Source organism: Microbacterium sp. ABRD28, assembly GCF_003850245.1.
Classification (GTDB): domain Bacteria; phylum Actinomycetota; class Actinomycetes; order Actinomycetales; family Microbacteriaceae; genus Microbacterium.
Map to the genome: position 1 here is coordinate 1,205,867 of NZ_CP031015.1, position 15,149 is coordinate 1,221,015.

16 protein-coding genes are annotated in these 15,149 nt (G+C 69.5%); 8 read left to right on the forward strand and 8 right to left on the reverse strand.

The genetic code is table 11. The features are described from left to right. Positions 1–60: 60 nt before the first annotated feature. Positions 61–1,239 carry an MFS transporter gene (locus DT073_RS05940; RefSeq protein ID WP_124292556.1) on the reverse strand — a complete coding sequence of 393 codons (1,179 nt, stop codon included), beginning with the start codon at positions 1,237–1,239 and terminating at the stop codon, positions 61–63. Positions 1,240–1,308: 69 nt separating this feature from the next. Here DT073_RS05940 and DT073_RS05945 point away from each other — a divergent pair, with 69 nt between their 5' ends. Continuing rightward, the gene (locus tag DT073_RS05945) at positions 1,309–1,950 is read left to right on the forward strand and encodes a TetR/AcrR family transcriptional regulator (RefSeq protein WP_124292557.1); all 642 of its coding nucleotides are present in this window, start codon (positions 1,309–1,311) and stop codon (positions 1,948–1,950) included. Beyond that, a complete protein-coding gene (locus DT073_RS05950; protein ID WP_124292558.1) occupies positions 1,947–2,576 on the forward strand; it encodes an SAM-dependent methyltransferase in 630 nt (209 codons plus the stop codon). Before DT073_RS05945 ends, DT073_RS05950 begins: the two co-directional genes overlap by 4 nt. A gap of 34 nt (positions 2,577–2,610) precedes the next feature. On the opposite strand, the gene DT073_RS05955 is transcribed toward DT073_RS05950, so the two are convergent. After that, complete coding sequence (locus DT073_RS05955) at positions 2,611–4,002, reverse strand: HNH endonuclease signature motif containing protein (RefSeq protein ID WP_124292559.1); 1,392 nt, start codon at positions 4,000–4,002, stop codon at positions 2,611–2,613. A 138-nt stretch (positions 4,003–4,140) separates the two neighbouring features. On the opposite strand from DT073_RS05955, the gene DT073_RS05960 reads away from it, so the two are divergent. Further along, entirely contained in the window at positions 4,141–5,211 is a 1,071-nt protein-coding gene (locus DT073_RS05960; protein ID WP_124292560.1) for a spore photoproduct lyase family protein, read from the forward strand. Between the two features lie 4 nt (positions 5,212–5,215). Here the strand turns inward: DT073_RS05960 and DT073_RS05965 are convergent, their stop codons facing one another. Then, the gene (locus tag DT073_RS05965; protein WP_124292561.1) at positions 5,216–5,413 is read right to left on the reverse strand and encodes a DUF6186 family protein; all 198 of its coding nucleotides are present in this window, start codon (positions 5,411–5,413) and stop codon (positions 5,216–5,218) included. Further along, entirely contained in the window at positions 5,413–6,015 is a 603-nt protein-coding gene (locus DT073_RS05970; protein ID WP_124292562.1) for a hypothetical protein, read from the reverse strand. Before DT073_RS05970 ends, DT073_RS05965 begins: the two co-directional genes overlap by 1 nt. Before the next feature lie 164 nt (positions 6,016–6,179). Between DT073_RS05970 and DT073_RS05975 the strand changes: the two genes are divergently transcribed. The 3 genes from DT073_RS05975 to DT073_RS05985 all read left to right on the forward strand — a co-directional run bounded on the left by DT073_RS05975 (position 6,180) and on the right by DT073_RS05985 (position 10,167). Then, positions 6,180–7,040, forward strand: coding sequence for an ABC transporter ATP-binding protein (locus DT073_RS05975; RefSeq protein ID WP_124294375.1), 861 nt, complete (start codon positions 6,180–6,182; stop codon positions 7,038–7,040). Between the two features lie 77 nt (positions 7,041–7,117). Next, on the forward strand, positions 7,118–8,155 hold the full coding sequence (locus DT073_RS05980) for an iron-siderophore ABC transporter substrate-binding protein (RefSeq protein WP_124292563.1): 1,038 nt from the start codon (positions 7,118–7,120) through the stop codon (positions 8,153–8,155). Then, entirely contained in the window at positions 8,152–10,167 is a 2,016-nt protein-coding gene (locus tag DT073_RS05985) for an iron ABC transporter permease (protein WP_124292564.1), read from the forward strand. The genes DT073_RS05980 and DT073_RS05985 overlap by 4 nt, the downstream gene beginning before the upstream one ends. A gap of 146 nt (positions 10,168–10,313) precedes the next feature. Here DT073_RS05985 and DT073_RS05990 read toward each other — a convergent pair whose 3' ends face one another. Further along, complete coding sequence (locus tag DT073_RS05990) at positions 10,314–11,042, reverse strand: MerR family transcriptional regulator (protein WP_124292565.1); 729 nt, start codon at positions 11,040–11,042, stop codon at positions 10,314–10,316. Positions 11,043–11,103: 61 nt separating this feature from the next. Between DT073_RS05990 and DT073_RS05995 the strand changes: the two genes are divergently transcribed. Then, positions 11,104–11,550, forward strand: coding sequence for a DUF6194 family protein (locus tag DT073_RS05995; protein WP_124292566.1), 447 nt, complete (start codon positions 11,104–11,106; stop codon positions 11,548–11,550). A 3-nt stretch (positions 11,551–11,553) separates the two neighbouring features. After that, positions 11,554–12,090, forward strand: coding sequence for a putative immunity protein (locus DT073_RS06000; protein WP_124292567.1), 537 nt, complete (start codon positions 11,554–11,556; stop codon positions 12,088–12,090). 109 nt (positions 12,091–12,199) lie between these two features. Here DT073_RS06000 and DT073_RS06005 read toward each other — a convergent pair whose 3' ends face one another. The 3 genes from DT073_RS06005 to DT073_RS06015 all read right to left on the reverse strand — a co-directional run bounded on the left by DT073_RS06005 (position 12,200) and on the right by DT073_RS06015 (position 15,004). Further along, on the reverse strand, positions 12,200–13,576 hold the full coding sequence (locus DT073_RS06005) for an HNH endonuclease signature motif containing protein (protein WP_124292568.1): 1,377 nt from the start codon (positions 13,574–13,576) through the stop codon (positions 12,200–12,202). A gap of 87 nt (positions 13,577–13,663) precedes the next feature. After that, positions 13,664–14,215, reverse strand: a complete 552-nt coding sequence (locus DT073_RS06010) for a dihydrofolate reductase family protein (protein ID WP_164478152.1) — start codon at positions 14,213–14,215, stop codon at positions 13,664–13,666. Between the two features lie 219 nt (positions 14,216–14,434). Beyond that, positions 14,435–15,004 (reverse strand): TM2 domain-containing protein, encoded by a 570-nt coding sequence (locus DT073_RS06015; protein WP_124292570.1) that lies wholly within the window; start codon positions 15,002–15,004, stop codon positions 14,435–14,437. Between the last annotated feature and the right edge of the window lie 145 nt (positions 15,005–15,149).

Genomic DNA, 15,149 nt, shown 5'->3' on the forward strand with positions numbered 1-15,149 from the left:
TCACGGGCGCCATCGTTATCGTTCCCACCCTTCGACGTTATCAGGATCGTTTCCACACTGTCACCGCGCGGGTCGCGCGGGTGTGCGGAGGAACACCGTCAGGACCACGCCCACGACACTGATCGCGGCGCCGAATCCGAAGGCGGTGGCGACCCCGCCCGCGAGGGCGGCCAGTCGATCGTCGCTCGTGGCCGAAGACACCGCGACGCTGAACAGCGTGATGAACAGCGCCGTCCCGGCCGCCCCCGACGGCGCGAGAACGCCGGACAGGATCCCGCCGGGCAGAAGCATGAGACCCGCGACGTACGCGGGTTCACCCAGCACCCCCTGGATGAAGAGCGGCAGCAGGATCACCGAACCGAACAGGGCGATGGAGACGACCACGATGGCCGCTGTCGAGAGGGTGAACGGCAGGCTGCTGAACACGCGGGGATCCAGCAGCACGCGATCGGTGTCTCGAAGCGCGAACTGCCGCCAGACCAGTCCCGCCAGCGCGAGCGTGCCCACCATGAGGGGGATCCACACCGGCATCCCACCCTCGCCTCCCGCGCGCTCGCCGATGCTCGCGAGACCGTAGATGAGCCCCGAGAAGCCGACCGCCGACAGTACAAGTGAGCCGAGATCGAAGCGCGCGGGTGCAGTGGGCGTCACCGTCCGAAGCCAGATCGCGCCCGCGATGAGTGCGATCGCCGCGATCGGAAGCACCGCGACGAACACCGACCGCCATCCGGATGTCGACACGAGAAGGCCAGAGAACGTCGGGCCGAGTGCGGGGGCAGCGGCGGTGACGATCGTGACGAGGCCCATCGTGCGGCCGCGGCGCTCGGGTGCTACCAGCAGCATCACCGTGGTGAACAGCAGCGGCAGCATGATTGCTGTTCCCAGCGCCTGCACGACGCGAGCAACCAGCAGCACGTCGAAGGTGGGTGCGGTCGCGGCGACGAGAGTGCCGAGGGTGAACACCCCCATTGCCGTCAGGAAGTTGCGACGGAGCGGGAGCCGCCGCAGAAGCACACCGGTCGTCGGGATGACGACTGCCATCGTCAGCATGAAGGCGGTCGTCAGCCACTGCGCCGAGGCGGCGGAGACGCTGAATTCGCTCATGATGCGCGGAATCGAGACCCCCATCGCCGTCTCGTTGAGGACGACGACGAAAGCCGAGATCAGCAGCAGCGCGATCACGGGCCCGGTGCGGCGGGATGCTGCGGTGCGGACGGGAAGGGAAGGGGTGATGGTCATGACACTCCTGGTACTGCGTTTGAAAACGGCGCTAAGTACCGTATACGTACGACGTGCTAACGTAGCACCATGTCCTCACCTCGTACGACCCGCCGACCCCAGCCCGATCTTCGCGAGCGCCGACGGCGCGAACTGGTGCGGGGTATCGCGGCTGCCGCCGTCGAGCTCTTCGAACGGCAGGGATTCGGCTCGACGACGATCGACGACATCGCCGCCGAAGCGGGGATCTCGCGAACCACGTTCTTCCGCTACTGCGCCACGAAGGAAGCGGCGGTTCTCGTCGACGACGCAGGGCTCGAAGCGGAGCTGATCGCCGTGGCGAAGGAGGCGCCGGAACGAGACCCGCTCGCGCACCTCGAGCAGGCCTGGGCCGATATGGCGGCGGTCTTCGACGCTGATGCCGAGGGGCGAGATCGCTTTCTGCGCGTCCGGCGGTTGATGCGCGACCAACCCGCCCTGCTGGCGGCGGGGCTCGAGCGCGATGCGCGGTTGGCGGCGCATGTCGCGGATGCTCTGGAGACGGGGGCGGGTCTGTCCTCACTCGATGCTGCAGCGGTGGCCGAGAGCTTCGCCGTCGGGATGCGTCTCACCTTCGACGAGTGGGTGCGCCGGGTCGACGATGCCCCCACGCCGTCGACGCCCCCGCTCAGCAGCATCTATCAAGATGTCCGCTCCGCGCTCGCGCGTGCTCGCGGAGGCGCGGCGTCGTGACATCCGAGTTCAGCGCCGCGTTCTGGGAGAGTCACTGGGAGGAGCGGGGGGACGATCGCGCACTGCCGCCGCATCCTGCACTCGAGACCGAGATCGCCGACCTTGCTCCGGGTGCAGCGCTCGAGGCCGGCAGCGGTGAGGGCGCTGAAGCGGTCTGGCTCGCCGAGCGTGGGTGGAAGGTCACCGCCGTCGACCTGTCGGCACGGGCGCTGCGGCGGGCGGGGGCCCGGTTCTCCGATCGAAGCTTCGCGGTGCCCATCGAGTGGCTGCACGCAGATCTCACCACGTGGGAACCGATCCACCCGTTCGATCTGGTCACCACGTTCTACGCCCATCCCGCGATGGCGCAGGACGCCTTCTACGCCCGCCTCTCCCGCTGGGTCGCTCCCGGCGGCGCTCTGCTGATCGTCGGGCATGAAGAGGCCGGCCGGCTTGACGCTCCGCGGGACGCGGTGCACTCGCATCCGTCCACGGCCGTGACCGCTCCCCGTCGCATCCTCTCCGTCCTCGACGAGGGGGAGTGGACGGTCTCGACCGCCGACGTCCGTGAGCGCGCCGTCGGCATTCCCGATGGGGGGACTCGGATGCTGCGTGACGTCGTCGTGCGGGCGACGCGACGCTCGTGACGATCTCGTCGGCATTCCCCCGTCACGCCTGGGGCTAGAACGGGGCGGGTTCGTGGGGGTCGTCGGCGGGTTCGTCGGTGATGCGGAACTCGCCGGTGAAGGTGGTCCATTTCACCCACAGGTCGTCGGGGACGTCCTCCTCCGGTGAGAAGTGCACCCCATGACCCGGTGGGTTGTCGGTGTAGATCCTGCCCGTCGGTGACGTCCACTCCATGACTCCACCAGGGAGTTGTTTCACTTTCCAGGCGGTGAACTGTTTCATGCTGTGGTGTCGTTGGCACAGGCAGGACAGGTTGCAGATCTCGGTTCTCCCGCCCAGGGCGGCGTCGTGGTTGTGGTCGATCTCGCAGGTTCGGGCGGGCATCCGGCATCCTGGCCACCGGCAGTGCTTGTCCCGGCCCTTCAGGAACCGGACCATCGCCCCGGTCGGCCGGTACTGGTCCACTGCCATCGTCAACCCGGTGACCGGATGGGTGAGGAGTCGCTCCCACATCCCGTCACTGTTCCCCGCAAGCAACCGCGCCGTCTCGGCATCGATCGGCCCGACCCCGGCAAGATCGCACGGGACGTCGCTTTGCCCCATGAGGGCCATGATGGGGATGACGACCTGCACCTTCGCGGTGATCGCGCCCAACCCTCCCGGCAGGTCACCAGAGCCGGTCGGGTTGAGGCTCGGTACGGCGGTGAGGAGCATGTCGGCGAACACGTCCGCGCGGACCTCATCGATCGACCGGGTGTCCGGCGCCACATCATCGCCCGGCTGCGGTTCTCGAGCGGTGATGACCGCGGTGGCTTCGTCGGTGATGCGTTGGAAGATCCCCTCGATCAGCACCGTGGACTGCACCGCCCGCAGCTCCGACATCCCGTCACCGATCGCGTACCGGACGATCTTCCGCTCCCGGGACGCCCCCGCATGCCGCTCGGTCAGTGTCCGCGGGTGCATCCGCTCGGCGATGATCTCCAAATCCGCACGCGCACGACCCGGGGTCTCGTCCAGACAGATCTCCGCGGCCAGCTGATCGAACTCCCCCTTCACCTCCGGCGGCAACCGCCGCCCGACATCCTCCACCACCGCCACATGCGCCCGCGTGATCAGCCCCTTCTCCAGGCAGTGCACCGTCGCGGGGTAGTCGTTCACCAGCGCGAAAGCACTATCAATCTGGCGCTGGACCGACCGGTCGGACAGTCGCACCGCGGCCGCGATCTCCGCTGCCACACCCCGCAACGCCATATCCCGGTCCCGCACGACCGCGGTCGACCCCTTCGCCAGCCGCGCCGCGAACGCCCCCGCCTCGGCCAACACCCGGGTCTGCTCCGCCTCCGCCGCCGCCAACGCCGCCTGCGCGGCCTCCACCCGGCTCAGCACACCCGTCAGCTCAGACCGGTCCTCGTCGCTGAGGAGGGTGAGCCGCGGGTTCGAACGCATGTATGAATGATGGCACCACCCTCCGACATCGAGACCCGAAACCCTCAACCCCAGGTTGAGGCCATTTTCGACCCATCCGGCACGACCCCGCGCCACCCACACCGCCTCCATGTCCGACCCTCGGCGTAGACAGGAACGATGCCGAAAACCGCCGCGCCCCTCCTGCAGATCAGCCGCATCTACGCGGAGGACGCTGCACTCGAACTGCCGCGCGGCCAGGACATCGTCTCGCGTTGGCCTGACGCCGAGATCGTGCCGATCGCCTCTCACTGGCAGATCCCCGAGGTGCACGGCGACGAGGCCAACGTCGCCCGCTGGGTGCGCATCAAGACCGAGGCGCTCGTCGTCGGCGTGAAGAAGAGCGTCGTCACCCGCCCGAATGGCCGGTCGGCCGACTTCATCGCACCGTCCACGGCGAACGGATGCACGATGGCCTGCGCCTATTGCTACGTGCCGCGCCGCAAGGGATACAGCAACCCCGTCACCATCTTCGCCAACATCGGCCAGATCACCCGTCACCTCGCGCGTCACATCGCCAAGCAGGGCGAGAAGGCCACGCCCAACCAGTGCGACCCTGACGCCTGGGTGTACGACATCGGCGAGAACAGCGACTGCTCGGTCGACGCGATGCTCAGCGAGAACGTCCGCGACCTCTGCGAGTTGTTCCGGATGACACCGACGGCGAAGGCGTCCTTCGCCACGAAGTTCGTCAATCGCGATCTGCTCGACTGGGATCCCTCCGGGCGGGTCCGCGTGCGCTTCTCCCTGATGCCGCACGCGGTCGCGAAGGTCACCGACATCCGCACGTCCCCGATGAGCGAGCGCATCGCCGCGATCAACGACTTCGTCGACGCCGGTTTCGAGGTGCACGTGAACTTCTCGCCCGTCATCCTCACGCCCGGCTGGGTGAAGGAGTGGACCGCTCTCTTCGATGAGCTCGATGAGACACTGCACTCCCGCGCGAAAGCCCAGCTCGCCTGCGAGGTGATCTTCCTCACCCACAACGAGCAGCTCCACGACGTGAACCTCGGATGGCACCCGAAGGCTGAGGAGCTGCTGTGGACCCCCGAGACCCAGGAGCCGAAGCTCTCGCAGAACGGCGCCGTCAACGTTCGGTATCGCTACGGCCTGAAGAGCGCGGCGGTGGCCCAGCTCGAAGCGCTCATCGCCGAGAGGCTCCCGTACTGCCGCGTGCGCTACGCATTCTGATGCGTCACGACCCGATCAGAAAGTGCCACCCGAGCCACCACCAGAAGGTGATGACGGTGATGCGGGCGGGCATCGACGCGAGGGTGTCGTCGAGGACGGATGTCGCGCTCGCGAACCCATGCGGACGCACGCGGGGAAGCGTGGTCATCGCCACCGCCCCGCACACGAGGAGCAGGTACCCCGCGATCGTCGCCTCGCGCATCAGTCGCTCCTCGATCGGCGCAGGAGCAGCGTGCCACCCGCAAACAGCCAGACGGCGGTGAAGGCCACGCGTCCGACATCCGATTCGACAACGGGTGTGACGAGCGCCGAGATCGTCGGATGCTCGGTGGCCGCCGCCGGACCGGATGTCGCCAGGAAGAACGCGGTGACCTCCCAGAGGCAGAGGAGAACGAGCAGGGCCGCCCAGCCGATCTCCGTTCGGCGGAGCGGCGCATCGCGGGGTGGCCGCCGCGCGACCCGGGTGGCGATGGCGAACACCGCGATCACGGCGAGCAGCGACATCGCCCCGATATGCACGAGCGTGGTCAGCGGCAGCGCGAGGAGCACACCGCAGGCAACAAGGCTGCACAAAAGGATGACGCGTATCCGCGACCGCACCGGGGTGATCGACCCGCTCTGCGATCCGTCGAACCCGGTGCGTTCGGCCGCGACGAGCCCGATCGCGGCGGCTGCGAAGATGCCGGCGTCGACGTAGGCACCCCGGAACAGTTGGAAGGCCGATGCAAGCACGAGGGATGCGCACCACAGCCATGCCGACGGCGATAGGGAGCGGGTCGCCGTCGGCGTCGCCCTGATGGTCATGGCGGCTCCTCCTCGCTCGAGCGCTGCCGGTCGGCGATTTCACCGTGTCGGATTCATCCCGGATCGGAAGGGGCGTTGGTCCTGCGGCCTTGTCTCACCGTCGAGAGAAATCCGTTTGAACCGTTCGCGACCCTAGGTTAGGCTCACCTAACGTGAGGACCACAATGGAGAACACGAACCCGGCGAGCGAGCTGCGCGGCGACGCGCTGGCCCTCGGCTACGGTCGCACCCGAGTGGTGCACGACGTGTCGCTCCATCTCCGTCCCGGCGTCGTCACCGCGCTCATCGGTCCGAACGGCAGCGGCAAGTCCACCGCACTCCGCGCGCTCGCACGCCTCCACCGCATCGACGGCGGCGCCGTCCACCTCGACGGCCCCGATGGCTCCCGCGACGCCGCATCGCTCTCGGCCAAGGAGTTCGCCAAGGCCGTCGCCATGCTCTCGCAGTCGCGCCCTCACCCTTCGGGTCTCGAGGTGCGCGACATCGTCGCCCACGGACGCCACCCGCATCGCAGCCGTTTCGCCGGGCTCAGCGACGCCGACCGCGCCGCGATCGACCATGCGCTGCGCCTCACCGGCCTCCTCACGATGGAGCACCGCCCCGTCGACGAGCTCTCGGGGGGCGAGCTGCAGCGCGTGTGGCTGGCCACCGCGCTCGCGCAGGGCACCGGCATCCTTCTCCTCGATGAGCCCACCAACCACCTCGACCTGCGCTACCAGGTCGAGACCCTCGATCTCATCTGCGATCTCGCTGATCACGGCACCGCCGTCGGCGTCGTGCTCCACGACCTCGACCATGCCGCGCTCATCGCCGACGAGGTCGTGCTCATGAGCCGCGGACGGGTTCACGCGACGGGCTCGCCCGCCGAGGTGCTGACGGCCGCGAACCTCACCGAGGTCTACGAGTTCGCCATCGATACAGAACTGGATGCCGCAACGGGGCGCGTCCGGGTGATGCCGCGTGGACGCCACCACGCACGGGCCGAGGCCCGCAGTCGCGCCCATCTGCACGCCGTTTCCGCCTGACGTCGGCCGCGGCGAAAGCGTCGCGCCCCGGCATCCGTTCTTCTCTCTCACCGCACCCTTCATCGATGGAGTTCGTCATGACCAAGAAGCCCCTCGCCGCCCTCGCCGGAGCGGCCGCCCTCGCCCTCGCGCTCACCGGATGCGGTACGACGCAGACCACTCCGGCGGCCGAGGGCAGCGCCGCACCCGCGACCTCGACGAGCGAGGGCTGCGCCGACGACACCACAACGACCTCGACCGGCCCGGTCGAGCTGACCGATGCCTTCGGTCGCACCGTCACCCTCGACCAGCCGGCCGAGCGGGTCGCGGTGCTGGAGTGGCAGCAGATCGAAGACGTGCTGAGCCTCTGCCTCACCCCGGTCGCCGTGGCCGACGCCGACGGATACCGCACCTGGAACTCCGCGGAGGAACTGCCCGAGAGCGTCGAGAGCGTCGGCACCCGCCAGGAGCCGAACCTCGACGCGCTCTTCGCCACCGAGCCCGACCTCGTCGTCGTCGAGGCCTACACCCGGGATGACGCGATCATCGCGCAGCTCGAGGAGTACGGCGTGCCCGTGCTCGCCACCGTCGGCGCGAACGCCGAAGACCCGATCGCGCAGATGCTCGACACCTTCGGTCTCATCGCCGAGGCGACCGGCCGCGAGGAGCGCGCCCAGGTCGTCACCGAGGAGTTCGAGCAGCACCTCGCCGACGCCAAGGCCGAGGTCGAGGGCGCAAGCCCCGAGGTCACCGACTTCGTCTACTTCGACGGCTGGGTCGACGGCGGCAACGTCTCGATCCGCCCGTTCGGACAGGGGTCGCTCGTCGGTGAGCTCGGCGAAGAACTGGGCCTGACCAACGCCTGGACCGGCGAGGTCGACCCCGCCTACGGCCTCGGTCAGACCGACATCGAGGGCATGACCACGGTGGGCGGCGCGCACCTCTTCTACACCGGCACCGAAGACCCCGAGTCGGAGAGCTTCATCGACGCGGCCGAGTCGAACCCGGCGTGGGCGTCGATCCCGGCCGTCGCCGAGGGCCGAATCGCCGCGTTCCCCGCCGGCATCTGGACCTTCGGCGGACCCCGATCGGCCGAGCAGATCATCGACGCGTACGTCGCCGCCATCACGCAGTGAGCACGCGCATCGCCGAGCGCTCCTCGACAGGGGTAGCGCTCGGCGTGCTCGCCGCGCTCTTCGTGGTGCTTGTCCTCTCGGCGGGGTGGCACCTCACCCAGGGGACGAGCGGCGCGATCTTCGCCGACCCGGACGTGCTCTGGGGGTCGCGCATCCCGCGTCTGGCAGCCGGGGTCGCCGTCGGCGTCGCGCTGGGGGTCGCGGGGCTCCTGATGCAGTCTCTCTCGCGCAACGCCCTCGCTTCGCCCGACACCCTCGGCGTCACCGCCGGGTCGTACCTCGCCGTCACCGCCATCGCGGCGTTCGGCATCGTCGTGCCGATCTGGGCGTCGGGCGTCGTCGCGTTCGTGGGCGGGCTCGTCGCCGCCGTGATCGTCCTCGGCCTCGCCGGGGGTGCGGGCACCTCGACCACGCGTCTCGTGCTCGCCGGCTCAGCGCTCGCGCTGGCCTTCCAGGCCGGGACGTCGGCGCTGCTCGTCCTGTTCTCCGAGGAGACGAAGGGCCTGCTCGCGTGGGGGAGCGGCAGCCTCTCGCAGCTCGGGCTCGAGGCCTTCCTTCGGGCGGCGCCGGTCGTCGTCGTCGCGGTGATCCTCGCCCTCGTGCTCTCTCGCCGCCTCGACGTGCTCGCCCTCGGCGATGACACCGCCTCGTCGCTCGGGGTGCCGATCCGTTCGACGCGGGTCGCCGGCATCCTCATCGCGGTCCTCCTCACCGCGACCGCCGTCACCCTCGCCGGCCCGATCGGATTCGTCGGCCTCTGCGCCCCCGTGCTCGCGCGGCTGCTCGTGCGGGTAGTGCCGGCGCTCGGGCGGCACCTGCTGCTGATCCCGCTGTCGGGACTGATCGGCGCGATCGTCGTCATCCTCGCTGACGCCCTGCTGCGCGCGCTCATCGGCGCGGAGGGCGCGATCGCCGTTCCCACGGGCGTGGCGACCACGGTGTTCGGGGCGATCGTGCTCGTGCTGATGGCGCGGCGCCTCCGCGACTCGGGCCCCACACGCCGCCCGCCGACCATGCGCATCGGCGTGCGCACACAGCGACGCTTCGTCGTGGTCGTCGCCGTGTCGGCGCTCGTGCTGGGCGCGACGGTCCTCGCCGGGTTGCTGCTGGGCAGCACGCGCCTTCTCACCGGCGACATCGTGCTGTGGCTCACCGACTCCGCCCCGCCGCTCGTGGCGTTCGCGTTGGATGAGCGCGCTCCGCGCGTCGTCGCCGCCGTCGTCGCGGGCGCCGCGCTCGGTCTGTCGGGATGCATCACGCAGGCGGTCAGCCGTAACCCGCTCGCAGAACCCGGCCTTCTCGGCATCACCGGGGGCGCGGGCCTGGGCGCCGTGCTGGTCGTCACGAGTGCGACAGCGAGCAATCTCGGGATGCTGGTGGCCGCCGTCGTCGGGGGGCTGCTGGCGTTCGGGCTGGTCTACGCGCTGGCCTGGCGCGGTGGGCTGAGCGCCGACCGGTTCATCCTCATCGGCATCGGCGTCTCGTACGGCGCAGTGGCGCTGACCACCTTCGTGCTCCTGCGCGCGAACCCGTGGGACACCCCGCGCATCTACACGTGGCTGTCGGGCACCACGTACGGGCGCATCTGGGAGCAGGTGGTCCCGCTCGCGATCGTGCTGGCGATCGCCCTGCCCTTCGCGCTCGCGCGCCGCCGCGACCTCGACATCCTCGCCATGGATGAGGACACCCCGAAGCTCGTCGGCATCCGCCTCGAGCGCACGCGCCTCGCGCTGCTCGTGACAGCGGCGGTGCTCGCGGCGCTCGGCGTCGTCGCGGTGGGCGTCATCGGGTTCGTGGGGCTGGTCGCGCCCCACGCCGCGCGGGCGCTCGTCGGCGCAAAACACGGTCGGTCGATTCCGGTCGCCGTGCTGCTCGGCGCCGTCCTGGTCGGCGTCGCCGACACCCTGGGTCGCACCGTCATCGCCCCGGCGCAGCTGCCGGCGGGCCTGGTCGTCGCGCTCATCGGTGCGCCGTACTTCGTCTGGCTGCTGTGGCGGTCGCGCGACGCCTGACGGGTGGTCCCGTTCCGGCCGGGAGAGCACGTCGATACACTCACGTCCTGCGGATCCGTCCGATCGATCTGGTGGACGTCCTGGTCTATCTCGTGGTGCTCGGGACGTTCATCTTCCGGCGCGCGGACCGACCCCGCCGCCGCCGGCTAGGGCTGCCGGGTCGCCCGATCGCGCAGCAGCTCGTGAAGGTACCCCGCCGCTTCCAGCAGCGCCACGCTCCGGCGGGTGAGATCGGCCAGTCGCTCCTCCAGCAGAGCACGGGTGTCATCGGTCATCCCGTCCGTACGGAGCTGCCCGAGCACCCGCGCGATGGGCGGCAATGGGTACCCGCCGCTTCGCAGCGCCGCGACGATCCGCGCCTCGCTGACGGCTCGCGCCCCGTATCGACGAGCGCCCGATCTCGCGCTGCGATCGGGGGCGATCAGGCCCTCCTCTTCCCAGTGGCGGAGCGCCGAGGTGCGGACGCCGAGCGCGTCGGCCAGTTCGCCGATCGTCATCGCATCGCGCTCGTCGAACACCGCAGCGCGGTCTGCGAGGACGGCGTCCAGGCCTCGGAGGGCCTCTCGGAGATGTCCGCGTGATCGCGCGAGGTCGACGTGGAGGTCGTCGATGCGTTCGGCGGCTGTTTCGATCGGGTCGTGGATCAGCGCGGGCATCAGCCGGCGCGTAGGGACGGGTCCGATCGCGGCGGCCAGTGCGCGATAGGCGCGGAGCGCGAGGATGTGAGAGGGCCCGTAGCGCCGATAGCCGTTCTCTCCGCGCTCAGCGACAGGGATGACGCCGAGCTGCTCCAGGTCCCGAACCTGCTGCGTGGAGTAGCCCACCTGTCGGCCGGCTGCCGCGGTCGTGACGAATCGCTCTTGAGGGTTTCGCACCTCTGTGACTGCACCTTTCACCGAGAAGTCCACACAAGCACATCAAGCTCACGATGGAGAGATGGAGATTCAGGAGATCGTCGACGCCGTCCGAGCCTTCGACGGCGTGCTCGTGGTCATCCCCGACGAGGGGAGCGGAATGCCCGAGCTCGCCTGGGGCGATGCGTTCCTCTACTACGCACCAGATGGCGTGATGCCCGAGCGCACGCAGCCGTACGCGACCATCGTGACGAAGAACTACCCCGACGATGTGGCGTCTCGGCTCGACGAGCCCGATCGCTTCCGCGTGAACATCCACGTCGGTCGTGATCAGGTGGGGATGCTGACGGATGCCGGCGCGCAGCCCATGACGAAGGATGCCTTCGTGCCGCACCCGCTCTACGGCGACGCGGGCTGGGTGTCTGTCGTCAACCCGGGTCCGATGACCTCCGACCGCGTGATCGCTCTGCTTCGTGACGCGCATGCTGCCGCGCGGGCCCGCGCGAACCGTCGCTTGTCCGGGAGCTGAGGCGTGCCCTCGCCGCAGACTCTGAGTGAGGTCGACCGCCGCCTGGTCGCAGCGTGGGCCGCGGATTGCGCCGAGCGCGTGCTGCCGCTGTTCGAGCGTGTAGCGCCGGATGATCCGCGGCCCCGCGGTGCGATCGCGCGGACTCGTGCTTTCGCGCGCGGCGAGCTGGATGCGGCGGGCGAGATCCGGCGCCGCTTCGAAGCGGGGCGTGCCGCGGGCGGACTCGCCGATCCGGCTGCGGTCGCGGCAGCCCGCGCGGCTGGGCATGCGGCCGGAGTGGCGCACATGGGCGCGCACGCGCTCGGCGCGGCGGCTTACGCCGTGCGGGCAGTGCGACTGGCGGCGGCAGATCGTCCGTATGCCGCTGCCGATGAGATCCGCTGGCAGCTCGCCGCTGTCGCACCCGACGCGCGAGCGGCTCTTCGTCGGTTGCCTCCGCTCGGCGCCGACGCGGCAGGGCCGCTCGGCAGTGGCCTGCTTGCCCGCGGTGATCTCGCAGCGCACATCCGGCAGATCCAGGCAGCACTGAGTCCGCGGTGATCCAGGACATCTGTGCCGAGGTGCGGCGAAGCCTGCGGTGGCCCGGGCTACGTGGCCGACCCGGTAGACGGCCGCGTGACGTCGAACGAGAGGCGCGAGCGCGTCGCGGTCAGAAGGGTGCTGGCGCGTGGGGGTCGTCGACGGGTTCGTCGAGGATGCGGAATTCGCCGGTGAAGGTGGTCCATTTCACCCACAGGTCGTCGGGGACGTCCTCTTCCGGTGAGAAGTGCACCCCATGGCCCGGTGGATTGTCGGTGTAGATCCTCCCGGTGGGGGAGGTCCACTCGATGACCCCACCGTCGAGTTGTTTCACTTTCCAGGCGGTGAACTGTTTCATGCTGTGGTGTCGTTGGCACAGGCAGGACAGGTTGCAGATCTCGGTTCTCCCACCGAGGGCGGCGTCGTGGTTGTGGTCGACTTCGCAGGTGCGGGCGGGCATCCGGCATCCTGGCCACCTGCAGTGCTTATCCCGGCCTTTGAGGAACCGGACCATCGCCCCGGTCGGCCGGTACTGGTCCACCGCCATCGTCAACCCCGTCACCGGATGGGTCAGCAGCCGCTCCCACGTCCCGTCGCTGTTCCCCGCGAGCAGTCGGGCGGTGTCCGCGTCGATCGGTCCCACCCCGGCAAGGTCACACGGGACGTCACTCTGCCCCATGAGCGCCATGACGGGGATCACGACCTGCACCTTCGCCTTGATCGCCCCGAGCCCACCGGCGCCGTCGCCGCAACCGGTCGGGTCCAGGCTCGGGACAGCGGTGAGGAGCATGTCGGCGAACAGGTCGGCACGGACCTCGTCCAGAGACCGGGTGTCACCCGATCCCGGTTCCCGAGAGGCGATGACCTCGTTCGCCTGCTCGGTGACCCGCTGGAAGATCCCCTCCACCAGCACCGTGGAATGCACCGACCGCAACTCCGACATCCCCTCCCCAAGGCTGTAGCGGACGATCTTCCGCTCCCGAAACGCCCCCGCATGCCGCTCGGTGAGTGTCCGGGGGTGCAGGCGTTCGGCGATGATCTCCAGATCCGCGCGGGCACGCCCCGGGGTCTCGTCCAGGCAGATCTCCGCGGCGAGCTGGTCGAACTCCCCTTTCACCTCCGGCGGCAGGCGCCGCCCGACATCCTCCACCACGGCCACATGCGCCCGCGTGATCAACCCCTTCTCGAGGCAGTGCACCGTCGCGGGGTAGTCGTTCACCAACGCGAAGGAACTGTCGATCTGGCGCTGCACCGAGCGGTCCGACAGTCGCACCGCCGCGGCGATCTCGGCCGCCACACCCCGTAACGCCATATCCCGGTCCCGCACCACCGAGGATGACCCCTGCGCCAACCGCGCCGCGAACGCCCCAGCCTCGGCCAGCGCACGTGTCTGCTCGGCTTCCGCGGCAGCCAGAGCCACCTGCGCGGCCTCCACCCGCGTCAGCACCCCGGTCAGCTCAGACCGGTCCTCGTCACTGAGGAGAGTGAGCCGCGGGTTCGAACGCATGTATGAATCATGGCACCATCCTCCGACATTAATTTTCGAACGGTGGGGGGCCGGGTGCCTCTGCGAGCGCGCGCCGTCCTTCCCCCGTCATCGCTCCACCCGATACCTGACGTGGGTGATCCCTCGAGACGGGATGACGCGCGTCGGCGTCATCCGAATCGGTGTGTCGGCGAGCCAATCGAAGAGCTTGATTCCGGCGCCGAGAACCACTCCGGTGATGGCGAGCTCCATCTCATCGATAGCGTGGGCATCGAAGAGCTGTCGTGCGACGGTGGGGCTCCCCATCACATAGACGTCTCGTTCGCGGGCCGCGTCCCGTGCCAGGTGCAGGGCTTGGGCGGCCGACGGGGCGAACGTGAAGAGTGCCCCGTTTCTCGTCACCGGTTCGCGGCGCTCATGCGTGGGGATGAAGACGGGCATCGAGAAGATCGCATCGTCGCCCCACGCGGCATCGCCGGCACGGAGCGTCCGGGCGCCGAAGACGACCGCTCCTGCCGCGAAGAACTCGCCGGTCACCTGCGGGTGCATCTGCATCGACGAATCTCCGAACGCCCACCCGTGCAACACCGACACATCTCCGTCGGGGCCAGCGGCGAACCCGTCGAGTGATATCGATGCGTAGAGGATGACGCGGGGCACAGCCCCAATGTATACGGCGTGAACATCGGCGTCGAGAGCCGCGTCTGACTGAGCGTCTCCGCCACCGTTCAGCCGTGATCGAATGCCACCTCGAATGCTGTCGTGGTGACAACCGTCGCTGTGGCCCGCAGCGGACGGGGCCCCGTGGAGAACGCGCCGTATCTCATCGTCCCCGCACCCTCCGCGACGCGGTGCGTGCGACCAGCATCCCGACCCCGCTCAGGCGCGCAGCCCCGACCCTGTCGACCGCACCGCATTCGCCCGGCGCACCAGGGCGGGGAGGAGGAAGAGGTCCACCACCCACCAGATCGCGGCTGCGATGACCATCGGGACGCCGATCAGCAGAATCGACAGCAGCCATCCGCCCCACCACAGGACGTTGAAGACGATCGCCGACGGGATGAGGCCGAGATAGAAGCGATGCGCGGCCACGCCTCCGAGCAGGAGCAGAAGGAGGTAGGCGATTCCCACATCCTTCGCGGGGGCGCCGCCCTGCGCGGCAGGCGGGGCGAACGGACCCCAGTGCCTGCCGTCCCACCACTGCAGCGCTCCCGTCGGGCCCGGGTACCACCCGGCGGGTGGCGACGCGGCGACGAGGGGAGTCATCGGGACGGTCGCCACCGTGGCCGTCGCGACCGGCGCCGGTAGGTACGGATCCAGCGCTTCGTACTCGGCCGTCGCACTGGGGGCACCGACGACATCGGCCGACCAGCTCTTCCCGTCCCAGAAACGCTTGCCCCCCGCGGGAACGTCGTACCAGCCGGCCGGTGGCGTGGGGGGAGGATTCATCGTCGGGTCCTTCGCTCGGCGGCGCCGGTGGCGCGCCCGCCCAGAGTAACCCCTGCTGTGCGAGATAGAGCGGTCGGATCTGACCGGCCTGCAGCCGCGCGATTCCAGGGTCTCGTCGACACCGGCGCCTTGAGCGAGGGCTCTG